Source organism: Collinsella tanakaei, from assembly GCF_016902615.1.
In the GTDB taxonomy this organism is placed as follows: domain Bacteria; phylum Actinomycetota; class Coriobacteriia; order Coriobacteriales; family Coriobacteriaceae; genus Collinsella; species Collinsella tanakaei_A.
Window position 1 is genome coordinate 1 of sequence record NZ_JACJMB010000004.1, and the last position, 18,670, is coordinate 18,670.

Genomic DNA, 18,670 nt, shown 5'->3' on the forward strand with positions numbered 1-18,670 from the left:
CGCTCGCGCCGCAGCGGCACCAAACCACCCCGTCCCCGATGAGGACAAGACGCCCCTTAAGGCTTTCGCAATGAACCTTACGAAAGCGCAACCTGACTGTAAGGCAAATCGATGGATACGTGCGGGGCGGCCTGCGACTATAGGGTCAGGAGGTGGTTGTCATGCAGGCAACGAACATGAATCCCTATCGTCGCAGCCCCTATGATGTTCCAGAGGAAACGCAGGGTGTCGGCATGGGTGCGGTTGAGATGGTTCTGTGGCTGCTCGTGATGGCAGCGCTCTCGATCGTCATGATCTGGCTGCTGTGGGCGCATACCCGCTAGCGGCAGCGATGCAACGTACGAGGCGAACGGGGCGAGACCGGCCCGCATTCGCCAGGACCGAAAGGAATCTCATGATGGGTAAGCACAGTATGGGAGCGCATGTCGAGGTGCCCTCGGACGCCGCCGGCGGTGCCGCGCGCTCCCGCGTACATATGACCCTGCCGACCGTGCCTGCGCCTGCGCGCACATCCGCCACGGAGGCCGCTGCGGCGCCCGTGCTCGACGTGCGCCATATCGAGAAGGTGTACGGTTCTCGCAACAACGTGACGCACGCGCTCGCCGACGTGTCGTTTACCGTCTCGCGCGGCGAGTTCGTGGGCATCATGGGCGCTTCGGGCTCGGGCAAGTCGACGCTGCTCAACTGCGTGTCGACCATCGACGCGGTCACGAGCGGCAACGTGCTGATCGACGGCGTCGACGTGACGGCCATGAAGGCGTCGAAGCTCACGAAGTTCCGCCGCGAGCAGCTCGGCTTCATCTTCCAGGATTCGAACCTGCTCGACACGCTCACCGCGCGCGAGAACATCGCCCTGCCGCTCACCATCAGCCGCGTGCCGGCGGGCGAGACACTCGTGCGCGTGGAGGACGTGGCGGCGCGCCTGTCCATCTCGAACGTGCTCGACAAGTATCCCTATCAGATGTCCGGCGGCCAGCAGCAGCGCGTCGCCGCGGCCCGAGCGCTCGTGACCGAGCCTGCGCTCATCATGGCCGACGAGCCCACGGGCGCGCTCGATTCCAAAAACGCGCGCCTTCTGCTCGAGTGCTTCGAGACCATGAACCGCGCCTACCGGGCGACCGTCCTCATGGTGACCCACGACAGCTTCGCCGCGAGCTATACGCAGCGCGTGCTGTTCATCCGCGACGGCCGCATCTTCACCGAGCTGCGTCGCGGCACGTCGAGTCGCCAGGAGTTCTTCAACCGCATCATGGAGGTCGTGGCGATGATGGGCGGGGAGGCATCCGATGCTCTTTAAGCTCGCTTGGGGCAACGTGCGGCGCGCCGGGCGCGATTACCTCGTGTACCTGCTCACGCTGACGCTTGCCGTCACCGTGTTCTACGCGTTCAACACCATCTCGGTCCAAGTCGATATCGCCGGGGTGACCGAGCAGAATGCCGGCATGGGCGAGACGCTCGGCGGCATCATCAGCGGCCTCACCCTGTTTCTCGCCTTCGTGATGGGCTTCCTCATGGTGTACGCCAACAACTTCATCATGAAGCGACGCAAAAAGGAGTTCGGTCTCTACCAGGTGCTCGGCATGAGCCGCGGGCAGGTCGCGCGCATCATGGCGCTCGAGACGGTCTTCGTCTCGGCGGCGGCCCTCGCCTTCGGCATCGTGCTCGGTGTGGCGCTCTCGCAGGTCATGGTCTTCTTCACGGCGTCGCTGTTCAAGACGCAGATCGCTGATTTCCATTTCTTCTTCTCGCCGACCGCTCTGCTCATGACCGTGGCCTGCCTGGCCGCGATCTTCGCGGTCACGCTCGTGTTCAACCTGCGCGTGGTGGCGCGTGCCCGCATCATCGACCTGATGAGCGCCGGCCGTCAAAACGAGGCTATCAAGGCGCGCAACCCCTGGGTGTCGGCCGTGATCTTCGTGGTCGGTGCCGCGGCCATCGCCATCGCCTATGCGCGCCTGCTGCACGATGGGCTGCCCTATGACGGCGACCCTGAAAAGATGCGGGACTTCCTCATCACCACGGCGACGGTCATCGTCGGCACCATCCTGTTCTTCTTCGGTCTTTCGGGCTTTCTGCTCAAGGTGCTCCAGAGCGTGCGCGGTCTGTACTGGCGCGGGCTCAACATGGTGACGCTGCGCCAGCTTGCCGCCAAGGTGAACACGGCGAGCTTCTCCATGGCCGTGATCGCGATGATCCTGTTTTTGGCCATCACCTCGGTGACGACGGGCATGTCGCTCGCGAGCGTGATGAACGCCAGCGTGGAGCGGGGGACTCCGGTCGACTACACGCGCTGCCTGGTCTATTTCAGCGAGGAGACGGTCGCCGAGATGAACGCCGACCCCGACATCACGGGGGGCACGGCGACCTACGCCGTGGCCGAGCAGCCGGTCGACCTGGTTGAGGCGAGCGCCAAAGATACCATCCAGGAGGGCGAGCACGCCGGGCAGCCCTTCGACGTGCTGTCGATCGCCGGCGACTACGTGCAGCTGGAGGCCTACGACTCCACGCCGCGCGGCGCACGGGAGCCCCTCGTCACACTCGACGGGCTGTGCGAGGCCGTGGGGATGCCGATGCCCAGCGGCACGGAGACCTCCGGCGTCACCGGTCTCGGCCTCATGGTGATGCGCGAGAGCGACTACAACCGCTACCTGAGGTTCCGCGGTATGGACGAGGTCGACCTCGGCTCTGGCGGGTACCTGCTGCTCTCCGACATGGGCGCCACCGTGAACGACATCTACAACGCCGTGCTCGCGCAGGGCGTGACGATCGACTTCGGCGGCGCGGAGCTCTCGCCTGTCGCGGAGCGGGTGGATGAGGACGCGAGCGTGTTCGGAAACTCCATGATGGGCATGAACTCGGGCACGATCGTGGTGCCCGACGGGCTCGTCGACGCTTGCGACCTGCCGCTCTACTACGGCTATCTCATGCTCGACTATCCAGAAGGCGCCGACGTGGCGGCCGCGGACGGCTACATCGGGGTACCGCGCACCTATGGCACGGTGACCGACGACGCCGGCAACATCGTGGCGGCGTGGGGCACCGAGGCCACGCGCACGACCACCTACGAGAGCGTGAACTCCATGAACGGCCTCATCAGCTACCTCGCCATCTACATCGGCTTCGTGCTCGTGGTGGCCTGCGCGGCGATCCTCACGATCCAGCAGCTCTCGGGCGTGGCCGACGCCGGCGAGAACTACCGGATCCTCTCGGAGCTCGGTACGTCGACGCCCGAGATCGCCCATTCGGTGCTCGCGCAGCAGACGATCTTCTTCGTGTTCCCGCTCGCGATGGGCGTCGCGCACTCCGTGGTGGCGCTGTCGGTCATCATCGACCTGGTCGAGCTGTTCGGCGGCCTCACGATCGGCGGCATGGTGGGCTTCACGGCGCTCATCTTCCTGATCGCCTACGGCGGGTACTTCTGCGTGACCTATCTTTTGGGCAAGGGCATCGTGCGCGATGCGGTTCGCACACGCCATGCCAACTGAGGCAACCAGTGTTCGATGCCGCGACGCGCTCCTCAAAGGGGCGCGTCGCCCGTTAGAGGGAGGGCGATATGCGCAACCGAATGTTTGCCGTCGTGGCGCTGGCGTGCATCCTTGTGGGATGCGGCGGGTGCAGCACCCAGGGGGTTGCACGTCAGTTTGCCGACGAGCTGGGCGAGGTGGCCCTGTCCGCGCCGCCGACGGGCGCCACCTACTACCTGCAAGTCGACAACGCGCGCGTGATCGAGGATGCCGCGGGCGATGTCGACATGCCGTACTGCTACGACCTGCCCGCATGGAGCGAGGACGGCGCCGAGACAAGCGTGGTGTTCCGGACGGCGCGCAAGCTGCGCGACGGGGCGTACCTGCGCTTCGATGCGGCCCTCTTGCGCGGGATGATCTCGTGGGAAGAGGTAGGCTACGACGAGCTTCCCGATGCGGTGCGGGAGGTTATGTAGGCGTTGCGCGGACACGGCGTGCCGCCGGGTTCGCGCCGCACTTCCCGAGCAGCTGCAGCATATCGGAGACCGAAAGGGTCGCAACGGGTGCATGGCGCAGGAGCTTGTCATTGCTGGTAATCAGGCAGTCTGCCTGAGCGCGCTGCGCTGCGGCGATCATCAGCGTGTCTTCCAAATCGTCGTGAAGCTGCAGGTAACGCCGGGCGAGCCATGCGTCGGAGGCGTCTGTGCCCACCGCACATCCCACCTCGGCCATCGTGTCGACGCACGCCGCGGCATAGCGTGAGGCTGCCCGGACATCGGTATCGGAGAGCGTGCCGTGCGCGTCGCGCGCACGGCGCTTGAGGGATTGACGCAGCAGGTAATAGACGTCCTTGACGGATTCCACGGCGAACAGCAGCGTGATATCCAGCTCGATGCAGCGTTCCAGCAATCGGCTCGCATCATGTGAGCGGCTGCTGTTCCCGTCGAAGAAGTCCAGCCACACGTTCGTATCGAGCAAGAGGAATTGCGGCCGGATGTCCATCATGCCTATCCTTCCAGCTGCTCGTCGTAGAATTCATCGCGCAGCTTGTCCCATGAGGGGGTTGCTGCCGATGATGAGGCGTCCGCAAGGCCAAGCTCTTGGACGGTCTGCTCGTATTGGGCGCGGATCGCTTTGAGCATCGCAAACTTTCGTTGCGCCTCGTCTGAGGGCGCTGCACTGGCGGGGACAAGGATCTCTTGTATCGCCGCGGCGTCATCCTGATGGTCAACCACGTATTCCCAAAGCCCGCGGACTGCGGTAGACGGGGAGATACCCAGCCTCTTGAGTACGGTATCGCCCGCGGATTTGAGTCTCCTGCCGATGCGTACATTCATCCGGACGGCAGAAGTTGCTGTGCGGATACCATATCAATCACGCTCCTTAACGGCGTGCGCTATCCGTACAGCACATCATGCGGGGAGATGGACACGGGTGCGCCCGGGTAATGGGCGCTTCGAATGCTGCCGCGCCGCCCGCGGCTGCCCTCATCATGAAAACCCCGCGCCCGGAACGTTTCCGGACGCGGGGTGAGTCGCCATATGTGGCTGGGAGGGCGTCGCGCGCTCGCTGCTGCGTGCTAAATCGAGGCCGCGTAGGGCCGCATGGGCCAGGTCTCAGACGGTGAGGGAACGCTCGACGCTGCGTCTCCCGCTATCTTGACGGCTTCCAAGAAGGCTTCATAGCTGCGCTTAAGGTTGAGTCGCTGGTCCTTCGAGCGCTTGGGCCGCTTGGCTGCCATCGTGATCTTGGTGCTGGCATTCGCCGCCTGCTCAGGGGCGGCAGCCGGAGTCGTAGCTAGGTGGGGGTCGTCTTTCCTCTTGCGTTTGGCGCGCATGAGATCATCTCCAATTCTGCGTTGTCGACGCCATCGGGCGCCGGCGGTCGGTTCTTCGTGCGCCGATATGAATGTACCTCAGCTCGTCGCGAATAATCTAAAGAACCGGTTAAGGTTTTTCGCTACCTGCGGCGATACATCCGAACGGCACGGTTGGACGGTAAACGGTCGGCGGATGTGGAGAACCTGCGGACGTGCGTCCGCCCGCTGCAGCAAGACGGACGCACGGGGTGTCAGTTGATGAAGAACGTGGTCGTGCGCGCCGTGTGGCGGAAGATGGCGCAGCCTCCTATCAGCGAACAGGCTCCCAGGGCGATCACGATGCCATGCGTTGCCGCAAGGCCTAACAGGTCCGGGAGCACGATAACGCTCAGCGCTCCGAGCGCGAACGCGCAGACCATGCCGCCGAGCACGCAGACCATGATGGACGCGCTGCGCTTCACGACCTCGTTCGCCACAGTCCAGGAGAAGTTGGGGTGCGCCGCATCGATGGCGAGGCCGACGTTGACCCATAGGAAGAACATCCCGAAGCCTACGAGCACAACCTCGCACGTGCTGAGTATGTCGATCTCGCCGAATGCCAGCATCGCTGCGGCGCTTGCGCCCAGGCAGGCGATGCAGGGCAGCGCATTCGAGGCGAGCTTCGCCCCCAGGATCGCGCGCGGGGAGAGTGGGGCGGTCGCCATGATCCAGGATGAGCGGCCCTCGAGCGAGATGGATACGGCGGCGCTGCTGCAGGTGGTCGCCAAGAAGGCGAAGACCCAGGGGAAAAGAAGCATGATGTACCCCATTGCCGCGTCGATCTGCGCGGGATCGAGCGTGACGCCGTCGATTACGCCCGAGGAGAGGATGCCGCGCATGCCGATCAGCGAGATGGCGAGCGCCGCGGCGATCATGAGCAGATAGCCGAACAGGCAGTTGAACGCATAGGAGGGGATGCCGACAAGCGTGCGCAGCTCCTTGATGACGATGGCGGCAAACGGGGAGCGGTCCTTTGCGCGGTCCCGCCGGGTGCGCGCCCGTCCGCGGCTGCGGGCCGCAAGGGCGTCATTGATACCGAGGTAGGTGCGCTGCATGATTTCGATGCAGACCGCGGGCACGGCGATCGAGATGGCGGCGAACGCCGCGTACGCGGGCACTGAGCCGTGCACGATGCCCTGCGTCGCCCATGCGGCAGGAGGATAGCAGGCGTAGATGGTGTTCGAGATCTGCGCCATTGTGTCGCCCAGGGAGGCGGCAGCCTGGCCGGCATCCGCTCGCATGGAGAACGACCAGCCGTATGCTGCAACGAGCACGACGAGCATAAGCGCCATGGCGCCGATGATAAAGGCGAGGTTAGCGTGGCGGAAGCGCGTCGAGAGGGCCGTGACGCCCGCGGCGGCGAAGGCGGCGATACCGGTGATGGGCAGCGGGGCGAGCACCGCGCTGGCGAGGGCGAGCAGGACGGAGGGTGCCGTGGCGCCCGCGAACGCGAAGTACACCGCGTAGAGCGGCAGCATGATGAGGATGGCGAGCAGGATGCTGGCGCCGAACAGCGTCGCGCTGCGTGCGAGGATCACCGTGCGCCGGGGGAGGGGCATGGCCATGATGAGGTCGTGGTCGCGCGTTCCGAAGAGCGTCCCGCGCGCCTTGATGAAGGTGAACACGGCACCTGCCAGCGCGCCGGCCGCGACGGCGAGCGGCACGATCGCCTCGGTGGCGCCCAGCAGGGCAAGGCTGAGGCCGAGCATGACGATATAGGCGACGATGAACGTGCCGAGCAGCACGGAAAGCACGCCCATGAGCGCCAGACGGCGCCCCCGCGCCCGACGGCTCAGCTTGGCGGCACCGGGCGCAAGCGAGTTGATGAGACCGCGCGCTTGCACGCCGAGCAGGATTATGAACGAGCGCATGGTCCTCACGCCTCCTTCTCCACCAGCTCGAGGAAGATATCCTCGAGCGAGGCGTTGCCGCGGACGTCCTCGGTGGCGCCGCTTGCCAGCAGCTCGCCTGCCCGAATGATCGCCACCTTGTTGCAGAGCTTCTCGACCACTTCGAGCACGTGCGACGAGAAGAACACCGCGCCGCCTCGTTCCGCCAGCTCATGCAGGATTTTCTTGAGCTCATGGGAGGCCACGGGATCCAGGCCCACGAAGGGCTCGTCGAGCACGAGCAGGCGCGGTTCGTGGATGAGCGCGCCGATGAGCACGAGCTTCTGGCGCATACCGTGCGAGTAGGAGCCGACGGTGTCCCCCAGCGCGTCCGCAAGCTGCAGGCGCTCGGCGAGCTCGGTGCGGCGTGCGCGGCGCTCGGACGCGGACACGCGGTAGATGTCGGCGATGAAGTCGAGGTACTGCAGCCCGGTCATGAACTCGTAGACATCGGGGTTGTCGGGCACGTAGGCGCACGCCGCCTTCGCGGCTATCGGGTCGCCGACCACGTCGTGGCCGCAGATGCGGATGCTGCCGCCATCGACGGGCTGCGCGCCCACGATGGAGCGGATGAGCGTGGTCTTGCCGGCGCCGTTGTGGCCGATGAAGCCGTAGATGTCGCCGGGCTCGACGGTAAGCGACAGGTCGCGTACAGCGACCTTATCGCCGTAGCGCTTGGTGTAGTGCGCGATGGCGAGCACGGGGGAGGACCCCCGATGGGTAGGGGTAACCTGAGCAGAGCGTTGCATGTCTGCCTCCTCGGTCTGATGAGGTTGTTGTTGAGGGAGAAAGTCTGCCCGCGGGGCGTGGGCGCGGCTGCCGTAAGGGTCGGAGCGCCTCGGTTAGCGTCCGTCTGCGTCCTGCGGGGTCGAGGTGTCGTCTGCTGCCGACTTCTTGGGCAGCCTGCCGTAGCGCTTGAGGGCGTCGCGCAAGATCCATTCCACCTGGCCGTTCGCGCTGCGCATCTCATCGTCAGCCCAGCGTTGGACTGCCTCCCAGATAGCGGGATCTATGCGGAGCGGATACTGTTTGCGGGCCATGGGGACACCTGCTTTTGCGCGGCCGGGGAAAGGCCTGGTGCCTTTCCCCGTCGGGTTATCTAGAAATTAGTAGAGCGAGCTCGTGTTGAGCACGGGGTGCGCCTCGGATTCGCCGCAGAGCACGACCATGAGGTTGCTGGCCATCTGGGCCTTGCGCTCCTCGTCGAGCTCGATGGTGCCGCCATCGGCGAGCTCCCGCACTGCCATGTCGACCATGGACACGGCGCCCTCGACGATCTTCTTGCGCGCGGCGATGACGGCTTCTGCCTGCTGGCGGCGCAGCATCGCCTGGGCGATCTCGGGTGCGTAGGCGAGGTGCGTCAGGCGGGCGTCATCCACGGCTACGCCGGCAGGGGCCAGGCGCTGGGTCAGCTCGCGCTTCAGGGCCTCGGAGACCTCTTCGATATTGCTGCGCAGCGTGATGGAGGCCGTGTCGTCGGAGTTGTCCTCCAGATGGTCGTAGGCGTAGACGCTCGCCACGTGGCGCAGCGCCGTCTCGGCCTGCGTGGCCACGAACTGCTCGTAGTTGTCGACGTCGAACAGGGCCTTGGCGGTGTCCTCGACATGCCACACCACGACGTTCGCGATCTCGATGGGGTTGCCCATCTTGTCGTTCACCTTCAGGATCTCGCCGTTGAGCGTGCGGGCGCGGACGCTCACCTTGGTCGACAGGTTGCTCGCGGCGCGCGTCGCCACGTTGATCTGCTTGCCGAGCGAAAGGTTCGACTTGGAGAGGACCTCGGCCGTGGCGTCCTCAGCCGAGGCGTTCGAGCCCATGGAGCGGCTGTAGAATGGATTCGCCCAGTGGAAGCCGCCGTCGCGCACGGTGCCCTTGTACTCGCCGAACAGGATGCACACGCGCGCCTGTCCGGGCTGCAGGGTGAAAAAGCCGCTGACCGGGAAGAGCCAGATCACCACGGTGAGCACGATGGCGATGACGAGCCCCGCGATATTGGCAGCGGACATGGGTATGCCCGCTTCTTCGGCTGCCGCCATGCCGCTGATCGACCAGATGTACAGCGCGACGATGACGGCGAACAGGACGATGGTGACGATAAGCATGCCCCAGCCGGACTTGGCTTTCATCTGCTTTTCCACGCTCATGGTAGTTCCTTTCGAACGTAAACATCCGCGTTTGCGTGACGGCCCGGATGCTGCCCTGAGTTGCCTTGGGGAAGGGCAAGCCCCGACGAGCGCCTTGGTCGGTCTCGTTGATTGCATTGTGATATCACATTGGTATCCCGTCAAGCGCCGTTCACCGATTCTGGCGCCGATGAGCGGTAGAAAAAGAAGCAAAACAGCGCACAGCATGCGACATATGAATATGGGATGAACGCAAGCGGGATCAACGGGAACGCGGCTTGCGCCCAAGCAAAAAGAATAGAGGGTTAAAAAATAACGGAAATGAAATAGAAGCGATTTGGTTTGTCGATTCTGTCCAATTGCGAACCCCGGGAAGTAAACAAAAGATAAGTAGAATGACAAGAAAACGTAAAAGGAGCAGTTGCTATCCCTCTGACCAGTTGTTGCGCAACAAATATAGACGCTTCTATGCTACATCGTTCGAAAAACAGGGTGTTGGAAGACGGTAAGCAATTCCATACTGGATAGTTAAAACGGGTTGTGCTAGTGTGAACCCATGCAGAGGGTTTAACGGTAGCGTTTTGCCCACTGTAAGGTTTGATGGAAAGGAACCGTGCAGCTCTGGCTTGGGAAGGGCTAGAAAACGGAGTGATGGGATGCTGCCTACGTGAGTGGGCGGCTTCGTTGTCAATAGGTCCATTTTCTCCCTTGTGAGCACAGCTCATGTTTCCTAGTTCATCTGGCCGAGGTTGGCCGTGCTTGCGGCCGGCAATATGTCCATACATGCCGGAGTAATCTGAACCAACGATTAAGGAGGACTAGGCATGAAAGTAAGGCACATGGCAGTTGCAGCCGGGCTGGGTATGGCCCTGGCTGTTTCTCCCGTCCTGGGGGGTGTCGCCGCATTCGCTGAGCCTGTAGCGAACGAGGCGTCTACTCAGTACACGGTTACGTTCAAGAAGGGTGATAACCTCTGGGGCACCTATGAGGGCACGGGTCCCATCAGCCTGGGCGGCATTATCGAAGCGAAGGGCATTCCGTACGAGGTGGGCCAGACGTTTTTGGGCTGGGCCGATGCAAGTGGCGTAGTGAAAACTGATGACTATCTTATTACGGGTGACACCACTCTGACCGCTAAGTTTACCACCTCCAGCTCTACGTGGCATAACGTCAGCTTCTGGGACGGCCTGACTGGTGAGTTCATTTCTTATGAGCGGCCTAATGAGGGCGCTAAGGTCTCGTTCCCCGCTGCCCCAGAGCACGAGGGATACAAGTTTGTCGGCTGGGTCGACAATTCCTTCATCCCGAGCGACGTCGATCCCGACGCCGTGACCATGGGTAAGAGCGACGCGCGCTACAAGGCAATGTACGAGAAAGTCTCTACTAAGTATACGGTCACGTTTGCTGACGGTGTTACAGGTGAAACGATTTCTACTGCAGAGTACGAGGAAGGCGAGACGATTAACTTCCCGACTCTGAAAGAGAAGCCTGATTATCAGTTTGTTGGTTGGGTTGATATGAGCTTCAATTCTGTTGAGCCTGGCACCCTTACGATGGGTAACGCCGACATGAAGATCATTGCCCTCTGGAAAGAGATTGATCCCAGTAAGCTGCTTACGGTGACCTTTAAGGCGCCTTCCGCCACGCTTAATATCCAGGTTGCTCCTGGCACCAAGCTGAGCACTGCCGCTGAAATCTATCGTCAGGCCTGCGATGGCAATCCCACTTGGGAGGGCAAGCAGTTCATCGGTTGGGCGAACAGCGTGGACGGTAAGCCCCTCGCCGATGACTATGTCATCGAGGACAATATTCAGCTGATTCCTGTGTTCAAGAGCGTTGATCCTGCGAGCAAGTATGCCGTGACATTCAGGGCTCCCGGTGCCGATGACGTTATTATTTACATCGATAAGGCGACCACGCTTGACGCTCTCGTTGAGATGTACGGATGGGGCCATGAGAATCCGACCGCTGATGGCTACACCTTTGTTGGTTGGGCCGTTGACGGTATGGTGCAGCCCGGCGATTTCCTCATCGATAAGGATACCGTTCTGACCCCTGTCTTCCAGAAGGACGGCGAGGAGGCCGCTCAGTACTCCGTGACGTTTACTGCTCCCGGTCAGAAGCCGGTGACTGTGACGTTCTTTGCTCCTACGGCGCTCGATTACTTCATCGACCTGTACAATGACTCCCATGCCAATCCGTATCTCGAGGGCTACACCTTCCGTGGTTGGGCTCTTCCCGACGGCACTATTCTCTCTGGTGACTACATGGTTCCCGAGGGCAACGTCGTTCTGAACCCCGTCTTCGAGAAGAATCCCACCGTTTACACGATCACGTTCTTCGACGCTGAGGGTAACGGTCTTTGCACCACTTCGCAGGCTGGTGAGGTTGCGTTCAGCAACTACGTTGCCCAGTTTGTCGAGTCTGGCGTCAAGGTTCCGCATATCCACGGCTACGTCTTTGACGGTTGGGTGACCAAGAGCGGCGACCGTATCCTGTTGAGCGATACTATCGCCACCAACCTCAATGTTTATGCCAGCTATCGCAAGGCTCCGAAGCCTCCCGTGGCTCCGAAGCCTCCCGTTCAGCCGGGTGACCCGGATGTTCCGAACATCCCGCAGGAGGATTGCCCGAGCGAGGACTTCATCGACGTCGATCAGGGCCTGTGGTATCACGAGGCCATTGACTGGGCTATCGAGAACGGTGTCATGACCGGTTATGATGCCACGCACTTTGGTCCCAACGATGTCCTGACCCGTGCTCAGGTTGCTCGCGTCCTGTACAACATGGCGGGCCAGCCCAAGGTTGACGGCAGCACGATTGACGACAAGTTCACCGATTGCGGTGCCGACGATTGGTATGCCGACGCTGTTGTGTGGGCTGTCGAGAACGGTATCTTCACGGGCTATGAGGATGGCGAGTTTGGTCCGAACGACGCTATCTCTCGTGAGCAGATCGCCGTTGTGTTCTGGCGTCTCCAGGGCGAGCCGCAGTCCGATAACGATCTTTCCACGTTCCCCGATGGCGCCAAGGTGAGCGACTGGGCTACCGAGGCTGTCGAGTGGGCCAACGAGAAGGGTCTGCTGAAGGGCTATGACAACACCGGCGAGCTCAATCCGACCGGTGGCCTGACCCGTGCCGAGTGCGCTACGGTTACCATGCGCTATGTCGATATGTTCGGCATGGAGCTCTAATAGCTCAACAAGCAAGCTGTCAGCTGCGTAGGGAAGGGAGGCCCCGTAATGGGGCCTCCCTTCATTTGCATAGATTTGTGCGGTGAGCTCGACAAGACCGATAGACGCCTGGCGATAAACGGTTAACCTTGGGTGTGCGTGTGTTATGCCATGATGCGCGGTGAGCTTCGCTGACGGTCAAGTGGTATACGCGCATGCCGGAATAGTACTGAAGCAGCGCAAGATAATTGCACTATCGTTTTGGCCGTTATGCAAAAATGTGAAGATGGTGTCAAACCTATACCTGGCACGGTATCTTAACGATAGTCTTTAGATACCTGCCATTGACCTGGTTGAGCGGGTTTGCGCATGGGGCATTGGGTACCATGACACGTATTATCAAGCAACATGCAGGGGGATACGCAATGGTGGGAATCGTATTGGTATCGCACTCACGTGCCTTGGTTGAGGCATTGCGCGACTACACCAGAGTGATTGCTCCTCGCGCGGCGGTTGCTATGGCGGGCGGTATGCCAAATGGCGAGTTTGGAACGAGCTATGGCAGCGTGTACCGCGCCGTCAGCGAAGTCAACAACCCCGATGGCGTCATTGTGCTTATTGACATGGGTGCAGCGGCTATGGTGGTCAAAATGGTGCTGAGTGATTTGGACGATCCACGTGTGCGCATGGTCGATTGCCCCTTTGTGGAGGGCGCCGTCGAGGCGACGGTACAGGCGCAGGCGGGCGTCGAGCGGGACACCATCATCGAATCCTTGAAGTCGCTTACGAATCTGCGTAAGTTCTAGGGAAACGCCGACCACAGCGTTTTGCGCGGGTTCCCGCACCGGGCGCCCGCGGATGCGTGCTGTGTCAGCCCGGCTCCAGGGCGCCTTCTGCGCTCTAACCCTCATCAATCTCGCCTGCGCTATCGGCTGCAAAGCCGGTGGTCAGCGCTTTTCGAGCGGGTATTTCCCGGGCAAAGGGGAAGAGGTGTTCCGGGAGCCTTCTTTTGCTATGCATTTCCGGTTTTAGGCGGCCTGAAATCCTTGCGCTGAAAATCCTCTCGTGGCGGTCAACCTTGAGCAGGCCTTTCTTTGTTGAAAACGAGCCGATGGAACTCCAAGTCGCCAGAGGGTGCCTAATACCGTCGTGGAGTTGCAGTTTGCAGGTGAACCACCGCCGCCCGGCTGCGCGTGTCCGGCGGGGCATCTCGGGTCGGTGGTGAGATCTGTGAAGAAAATATGTAATAAAACTAGTAGCATTTATCGCGTTTGACCCTCGTTCAGACGGGTATGTCTTGTCTCGGTTATAAAACTACTTAATGAGTAGGAAAATGTAATGCCAGCATAGCGTAGGTTTCTGCACCGCAACGGGGTTTCTCAAAAAGTAAGAAACTTCTAACTTGCAAAGCAGCGATCTATGTTATCCTTGGCTTACATTTGATGCGGCAGACGGCCGCCGTGGCTCGGATTTGCGGTCGCTGCGCATCAAGGCCCCACTCATGTCGCACGTATCGCTACATCCGGTGCGTGCGTGATCCGCGAGGAGCGTGGTTTGACGATGTACAAGGCATGGGAAGACTTTGCTGGAGGAATCTGGCAGGATGAGGTCGACGTGCGCGACTTCATCCAGCGCAACTACACACCGTATGAGGGCGATGACTCGTTCCTCGTCGGCCCGACCGAGCGCACCCAAACGCTGTGGAGCCATGTGCTCGGCCTGCTCGAGGAGGAGCGTCGCCGCGGCGGCGTGCTGGACATGGATACCAAGGTCGTCACGGGTATCACGGCGCATCCGGCCGGCTACATCGTGGCCGATCACCCCGAGCTCGAGACCATCGTGGGCCTGCAGACCGACAGGCCCTTGAAGCGCGCCCTGCACGTGAACGGCGGCATCCGCATCGCGTGCCAGGCGGCCGCGCAGCACGGTTACGAGGTCGACCCTGAGATCGTCGACATCTACACGAATAAGCGCAAGACCCATAACCAGGGCGTCTTCGACGTCTACAAGCCCGAGATGCGCGCCTGCCGAAGCGCGCACATCATCACCGGCCTGCCGGATGGCTATGGCCGCGGCCGCATCATCGGCGACTACCGGCGCGTGGCGCTCTACGGCGTCGACTACCTCATCCGCGACAAGGAGGCCCAGAAAGCCGCCACGCCGCACGCGATGACCGAGGCGGTCATCCGCGATCGCGAGGAGCTCGCTGAGCAGATTCGCGCCCTGCACCAGCTGAAGGAGCTCGGTGACATCTACGGGTTCGACATCTCCCGCCCGGCGGAGAACACCCAGGAGGCTATTCAGTGGATGTATCTCGCCTATCTCGCCGCGGTGAAAGACCAAAACGGCGCCGCCATGTCCATCGGCCGCACCTCGACGTTCATCGACATCTACGCCGAGCGCGACCTCGCCCGCGGCACGTTTAGCGAGGAGGAGATCCAGGAGTTCGTCGACCACTTCATCATGAAGCTGCGCATGGTCAAGTTCGCGCGCACCCCCGAGTACCAGAACCTGTTCTCGGGCGACCCGCAGTGGGTGACGGAGTCCATCGGCGGCATGGGTGTGGACGGCCGCACGCTCGTCACGAAGATGAGCTTCCGCTACCTGCACACGCTCGAGAACATGGGCACCTCGCCGGAGCCCAACCTGACGGTGCTGTGGTCGGTGCATCTGCCGCAGGCGTTCAAGGAGTTCTGCGCCAAGACCTCCATCGCGAGCTCGTCGATCCAGTACGAGAACGATGACGTCATGCGCGTGTACCACGGTGACGATTACGCCATCGCCTGCTGCGTGTCCTCCATGCGCGTGGGCAAGGAGATGCAGTTCTTCGGTGCCCGTGCGAACCTGGCGAAGTGCCTGCTGTACGCGCTGAACGGCGGTATCGACGAGGTTTCCAAGAAGCAGGTGGGACCGAAGTACCGTCCCGTCGAGGGCGACACCCTCGAGTACGACGACGTCATGGCGAAGTACCGCGACATGATGCGCTGGCTTGCCGGCGTATACGTGAACACGCTGAACATCATCCACTACATGCACGACAAGTACAGCTACGAGGCCATCCAGATGGCGCTGCACGACCATCATGTGGTGCGCTGGTTCGCCACGGGTATCGCGGGGCTGTCCGTCGTGGCCGACTCGCTGTCGGCCATCAAGTACGCGAAGGTGCATCCGATCCGCGATGAGCACGGCGTGATCGTCGACTTCGATATCGAGGGCGACTTCCCCAAGTACGGCAACGATGACGACCGCGTCGACCGGATCGCGCACGACATCGTCCATGAGTTCATGGAGTACGTGCGTCGCAACGATACGTACCGCAACTCCGTGCCGACGACGTCGGTGCTGACCATCACCTCGAACGTCGTGTACGGCAAGAACACCGGTGCGACGCCCGACGGGCGTGCAGCGGGCGTGCCGTTCGCCCCGGGCGCGAACCCCATGCACCAGCGCGACACGCACGGGGCCATCGCGAGCCTGAGCTCGGTGGCGAAGCTGCCGTTCCGCGACGCGCAGGACGGCATCTCCAACACGTTCTCCATCATCCCGGGTGCGCTCGGCAAGGAGGACCAGGTGTTCTTCGGCGACATCGACCTGGGCGACATCGAGTTCGAGAACCCGCAGCCCAGCTGCGATTGCTGCTAGAACGGCGCCATATCACACATCGGGTCTTGCGGCGGGGCCAAGTCCGTCCTCGCCATGACAAGAAAGGAAGAGAAGACCATGAAGGTATCCGAGGTTTCCCAGAACCAGGCCGATAACCTGGTGAGCATGATCGATGCGTATGCTGAGAAGGGCGGCCATCATCTGAACGTCAACGTCTTCAACCGCGATACGCTGCTCGATGCCCAGGCGCATCCCGAGAAGTACCCGCAGCTGACGGTTCGCGTGTCCGGTTATGCGGTGAACTTCCATAACCTGACGAAGGAGCAGCAGGACGAGGTGATCTCGCGCACCTTCCATGAGGGCATGTAGACGCGCTTGATCGTGGGCGGCCCCCGGGTCTTCACGTGCGCACGTCCTCGCGCCTGCGGCGCTGCGGAAAGTGCGCACGTGAAGACCCGGGGGTCGGCGTTCTCGCTCGGTACCTGCTGCGAGGTCGGGTGCGGAGGTGCTGCGGGTCGGTGGCTCGACGCGGCCCTCCTCGCGCCGTTGGCGCTCTGAGTGCGGGGTCGCGACGGGGCGCGGTACCATGGGGGTGAGGTTTTCACCCGGTTGCGAGGAGGACGCATGGAGCGCGTGGGGTTTGCGGTCGTGGGGACGAGTGCCATCGCGGAGGCTATGGTCGAGGCGATGGCGGGGGTCGATCGGGCCCAGTACGTGGGCAGCGTGTCGCGTTCTGCGGAGCGCGCAGCGAGCGTGACGGCTCGTCTGGGGGGCACGACTCCCTTTTTGAGTCGTGAGGCGGCGTGCGCATGTTCCGAGGTCGATGCGGTCTACATCGCGAGCCCCAACGCGCTCCATGCCGAGCAGGCGCTTGCCTGCATTCGCGCGGGGAAGCACGTGCTCGTTGAGAAGCCGCTCGCAGCGAACGAGGCCGAGGCCCAGATGGTGTTCGACGAGGCGCGCGCCCACGGTGTGGTTGCGATGGAGGCCATGCGCTCGGTGCACGATCCGGGCCTAGACGTGATCCGCCGCGCGATCGAGCGCGTGGGGCAGGTGCGCCGGGCGAGCCTTCGGTTCGGCAAGTACTCGTCGCGCTATGACGAGGTGCTCGCGGGGCGTCAGACGAACATCTTCGACGCGCGCCTCGCAACCGGTGCGCTGATGGACATCGGCGTGTACTGCGTCGAGGCGATGGTCGCCCTGTTCGGCGCGCCGTCTGCCGTCGCTTGCGCGCCTGTGCTCATCGGGCATGCCGACACGCAAGCGACGGGCGGCGCGATCGACGGTGCGGGCACGATCATTGCCCGCTATGACAATAAGGTCGTAGAGCTCTCGTACTCCAAGATCACGCAGGATCTGCTGGCGTGCCAGGTCGAAGGCGAGCTGGGAACCGTCACGTTTCGCGGGGCGTCCATTCCCTCGGAGGGGACGATACGCCTGCGTGCGCAGGCGGCGGCGCGGCAACAGGGGTACTCTGCGGGGGCGAGCGACGCCGATCGAGTCGAGGAGCTCGCGTTCGAGCCGTGCGCCAACAACATGTGCTATGAGCTCGAGGATTTCGTAGGGTGCATCTGCGAGGGCGACAGCGTCGAGCCGTACCGTACGTTCACGATCGAGACGCTTTCCATTATGGATGAGGCGAGGCGCCAGGCGGGCATCGTGTTTCCCGAGGACGGGCGCGCGATGCGATAGGGCATACCCGGCGCGCCGCCCGAAAGGCAAATAAAGAGAGGGGCAGTGGCGCGATATGGCACGAAAGACGTTCGATGCGGTCGGGGAACAGCCCCGGTCCGTCTATGCGCTCGGGCGCATCCATTCGGTTGAGAGCATGGGCACGGTCGATGGCCCGGGTATCCGGTTCGTGGTGTTTACGCAGGGCTGCCCCATGCGCTGCCTGTTCTGCCACAACCCCGATACCTGGCAGACCGGCCCCTCTGCGGGGTCGCTCGTGTCGGTGGAGCAGCTCGTCAATGAGTTCGAGAGCAACCGGGCGTTTTATCGCACGGGCGGCATTACCGTCTCAGGCGGGGAGCCGCTGCTGCAGCCTGAGTTCGTGGCCGACCTGTTCGCCGCGATGCACGCCCGTCCGGCGGGGCGGGTCCACACCTGCCTCGATAGCTGCGGCTACGCGTTCGACCCCGCGCATCCCGAGCGGGTTGGGCGCGTGCTCGACGAGTGCGACCTGGTGCTACTCGACATCAAGCACGCGGACCCTGCCGGGCATCGCGCGCTCACGGGTCGCGACCCGGCGCGCATCCTGGCGTTCGGCGACGAGCTGGCGCGACGCGGCATCAAGACGGTAATCCGCCACGTTATCGTGCCGGGATACACGGATACGGTGGAGGAGTGCACGGCGCTCGGACGCCTGATCGCCCCGTGGGGCAACGTCGTGGGGCTCGAGATGCTGCCGTATCACACCATGGGCGTGGTCAAGTACGAGCAGCTCGGTCTTGCGTATCCGCTCGAAGGCGTGCCGCCGATGGACAAGGAGCGCATTCCCGAGCTGCGCGCCGCTGTGCTTGGCGGGATGCGGGCCGCACGCGCCTCGTCGGGAGCCTGA

The 18,670-nt window shown here is 62.6% G+C and carries 16 protein-coding genes; 10 read left to right on the forward strand and 6 right to left on the reverse strand.

The features are described from left to right. Nucleotides 1-161: 161 nt before the first annotated feature. The 4 genes from H6A21_RS02110 (at nt 162) to H6A21_RS02125 (ending at nt 3,940) form a co-directional block, all read left to right on the forward strand. A complete protein-coding gene (locus H6A21_RS02110; RefSeq protein ID WP_204559943.1) occupies nt 162-323 on the forward strand; it encodes a hypothetical protein in 162 nt (53 codons plus the stop codon). A 152-nt stretch (nt 324-475) separates the two neighbouring features. After that, complete coding sequence (locus H6A21_RS02115) at nt 476-1,297, forward strand: ABC transporter ATP-binding protein (protein WP_204560039.1); 822 nt, start codon at nt 476-478, stop codon at nt 1,295-1,297. Further along, the gene (locus H6A21_RS02120) at nt 1,287-3,485 is read left to right on the forward strand and encodes an ABC transporter permease (protein WP_204559944.1); all 2,199 of its coding nucleotides are present in this window, start codon (nt 1,287-1,289) and stop codon (nt 3,483-3,485) included. Before H6A21_RS02115 ends, H6A21_RS02120 begins: the two co-directional genes overlap by 11 nt. Before the next feature lie 68 nt (nt 3,486-3,553). Continuing rightward, nucleotides 3,554-3,940 carry a YxeA family protein gene (locus H6A21_RS02125; RefSeq protein WP_204559945.1) on the forward strand — a complete coding sequence of 129 codons (387 nt, stop codon included), beginning with the start codon at nt 3,554-3,556 and terminating at the stop codon, nt 3,938-3,940. Here H6A21_RS02125 and H6A21_RS02130 read toward each other — a convergent pair. The 6 genes from H6A21_RS02130 to H6A21_RS02155 all read right to left on the reverse strand — a co-directional run bounded on the left by H6A21_RS02130 (nt 3,933) and on the right by H6A21_RS02155 (nt 9,355). Next, a complete protein-coding gene (locus H6A21_RS02130) occupies nt 3,933-4,469 on the reverse strand; it encodes a type II toxin-antitoxin system VapC family toxin (protein ID WP_204559946.1) in 537 nt (178 codons plus the stop codon). The genes H6A21_RS02125 and H6A21_RS02130 overlap by 8 nt on opposite strands. Nucleotides 4,470-4,471: 2 nt before the next feature. Continuing rightward, entirely contained in the window at nt 4,472-4,606 is a 135-nt protein-coding gene (locus H6A21_RS11105) for a hypothetical protein (RefSeq protein ID WP_275052432.1), read from the reverse strand. 928 nt (nt 4,607-5,534) lie between these two features. Next, entirely contained in the window at nt 5,535-7,193 is a 1,659-nt protein-coding gene (locus tag H6A21_RS02140; RefSeq protein ID WP_204559948.1) for a hypothetical protein, read from the reverse strand. Nucleotides 7,194-7,198: 5 nt separating this feature from the next. Beyond that, on the reverse strand, nt 7,199-7,960 hold the full coding sequence (locus tag H6A21_RS02145; protein ID WP_204559949.1) for an ABC transporter ATP-binding protein: 762 nt from the start codon (nt 7,958-7,960) through the stop codon (nt 7,199-7,201). A 93-nt stretch (nt 7,961-8,053) separates the two neighbouring features. Next, on the reverse strand, nt 8,054-8,251 hold the full coding sequence (locus H6A21_RS02150; protein WP_204559950.1) for an Arc family DNA binding domain-containing protein: 198 nt from the start codon (nt 8,249-8,251) through the stop codon (nt 8,054-8,056). Between the two features lie 66 nt (nt 8,252-8,317). After that, on the reverse strand, nt 8,318-9,355 hold the full coding sequence (locus H6A21_RS02155; protein WP_204559951.1) for an SPFH domain-containing protein: 1,038 nt from the start codon (nt 9,353-9,355) through the stop codon (nt 8,318-8,320). 803 nt (nt 9,356-10,158) lie between these two features. Here H6A21_RS02155 and H6A21_RS02160 point away from each other — a divergent pair. The 6 genes from H6A21_RS02160 (at nt 10,159) to pflA (ending at nt 18,670) form a co-directional block, all read left to right on the forward strand. After that, nucleotides 10,159-12,528 (forward strand): S-layer homology domain-containing protein, encoded by a 2,370-nt coding sequence (locus H6A21_RS02160; protein WP_204559952.1) that lies wholly within the window; start codon nt 10,159-10,161, stop codon nt 12,526-12,528. A 365-nt stretch (nt 12,529-12,893) separates the two neighbouring features. Beyond that, complete coding sequence (locus tag H6A21_RS02165) at nt 12,894-13,313, forward strand: PTS-dependent dihydroxyacetone kinase phosphotransferase subunit DhaM (protein WP_204559953.1); 420 nt, start codon at nt 12,894-12,896, stop codon at nt 13,311-13,313. A 754-nt stretch (nt 13,314-14,067) separates the two neighbouring features. Next, nucleotides 14,068-16,149 carry a formate C-acetyltransferase gene (gene pflB / locus H6A21_RS02170; RefSeq protein ID WP_204560040.1) on the forward strand — a complete coding sequence of 694 codons (2,082 nt, stop codon included), beginning with the start codon at nt 14,068-14,070 and terminating at the stop codon, nt 16,147-16,149. A gap of 78 nt (nt 16,150-16,227) precedes the next feature. Then, nucleotides 16,228-16,479, forward strand: a complete 252-nt coding sequence (gene grcA3 / locus H6A21_RS02175; RefSeq protein ID WP_204559954.1) for an autonomous glycyl radical cofactor GrcA3 — start codon at nt 16,228-16,230, stop codon at nt 16,477-16,479. A 255-nt stretch (nt 16,480-16,734) separates the two neighbouring features. Continuing rightward, nucleotides 16,735-17,802: a Gfo/Idh/MocA family protein gene (locus tag H6A21_RS02180; RefSeq protein ID WP_204559955.1), complete on the forward strand. Its 1,068-nt coding sequence runs from the start codon at nt 16,735-16,737 to the stop codon at nt 17,800-17,802. Nucleotides 17,803-17,857: 55 nt separating this feature from the next. Continuing rightward, entirely contained in the window at nt 17,858-18,670 is an 813-nt protein-coding gene (gene pflA / locus H6A21_RS02185) for a pyruvate formate-lyase-activating protein (protein ID WP_204559956.1), read from the forward strand.

What these genes read in the sequence shown, in the direction of transcription:
- H6A21_RS02130 (WP_204559946.1), bottom strand. Translation starts at nt 4,469, where the DNA reads ATGATGGACATCCGGCCGCAATTCCTCTTGCTCGATACGAACGTGTGG.
- H6A21_RS02125 (WP_204559945.1), top strand. Translation starts at nt 3,554, where the DNA reads ATGCGCAACCGAATGTTTGCCGTCGTGGCGCTGGCGTGCATCCTTGTG.
- H6A21_RS02140 (WP_204559948.1), bottom strand. Translation starts at nt 7,193, where the DNA reads ATGCGCTCGTTCATAATCCTGCTCGGCGTGCAAGCGCGCGGTCTCATC.
- H6A21_RS02180 (WP_204559955.1), top strand. Translation starts at nt 16,735, where the DNA reads ATGGAGCGCGTGGGGTTTGCGGTCGTGGGGACGAGTGCCATCGCGGAG.
- pflB (WP_204560040.1), top strand. Translation starts at nt 14,068, where the DNA reads ATGTACAAGGCATGGGAAGACTTTGCTGGAGGAATCTGGCAGGATGAG.
- H6A21_RS02160 (WP_204559952.1), top strand. Translation starts at nt 10,159, where the DNA reads ATGAAAGTAAGGCACATGGCAGTTGCAGCCGGGCTGGGTATGGCCCTG.
- H6A21_RS11105 (WP_275052432.1), bottom strand. Translation starts at nt 4,606, where the DNA reads ATGCTCAAAGCGATCCGCGCCCAATACGAGCAGACCGTCCAAGAGCTT.
- H6A21_RS02115 (WP_204560039.1), top strand. Translation starts at nt 476, where the DNA reads ATGACCCTGCCGACCGTGCCTGCGCCTGCGCGCACATCCGCCACGGAG.
- H6A21_RS02145 (WP_204559949.1), bottom strand. Translation starts at nt 7,960, where the DNA reads ATGCAACGCTCTGCTCAGGTTACCCCTACCCATCGGGGGTCCTCCCCC.
- H6A21_RS02165 (WP_204559953.1), top strand. Translation starts at nt 12,894, where the DNA reads ATGACACGTATTATCAAGCAACATGCAGGGGGATACGCAATGGTGGGA.
- grcA3 (WP_204559954.1), top strand. Translation starts at nt 16,228, where the DNA reads ATGAAGGTATCCGAGGTTTCCCAGAACCAGGCCGATAACCTGGTGAGC.
- H6A21_RS02150 (WP_204559950.1), bottom strand. Translation starts at nt 8,251, where the DNA reads ATGGCCCGCAAACAGTATCCGCTCCGCATAGATCCCGCTATCTGGGAG.
- pflA (WP_204559956.1), top strand. Translation starts at nt 17,858, where the DNA reads ATGGCACGAAAGACGTTCGATGCGGTCGGGGAACAGCCCCGGTCCGTC.
- H6A21_RS02120 (WP_204559944.1), top strand. Translation starts at nt 1,287, where the DNA reads ATGCTCTTTAAGCTCGCTTGGGGCAACGTGCGGCGCGCCGGGCGCGAT.
- H6A21_RS02155 (WP_204559951.1), bottom strand. Translation starts at nt 9,355, where the DNA reads ATGAGCGTGGAAAAGCAGATGAAAGCCAAGTCCGGCTGGGGCATGCTT.
- H6A21_RS02110 (WP_204559943.1), top strand. Translation starts at nt 162, where the DNA reads ATGCAGGCAACGAACATGAATCCCTATCGTCGCAGCCCCTATGATGTT.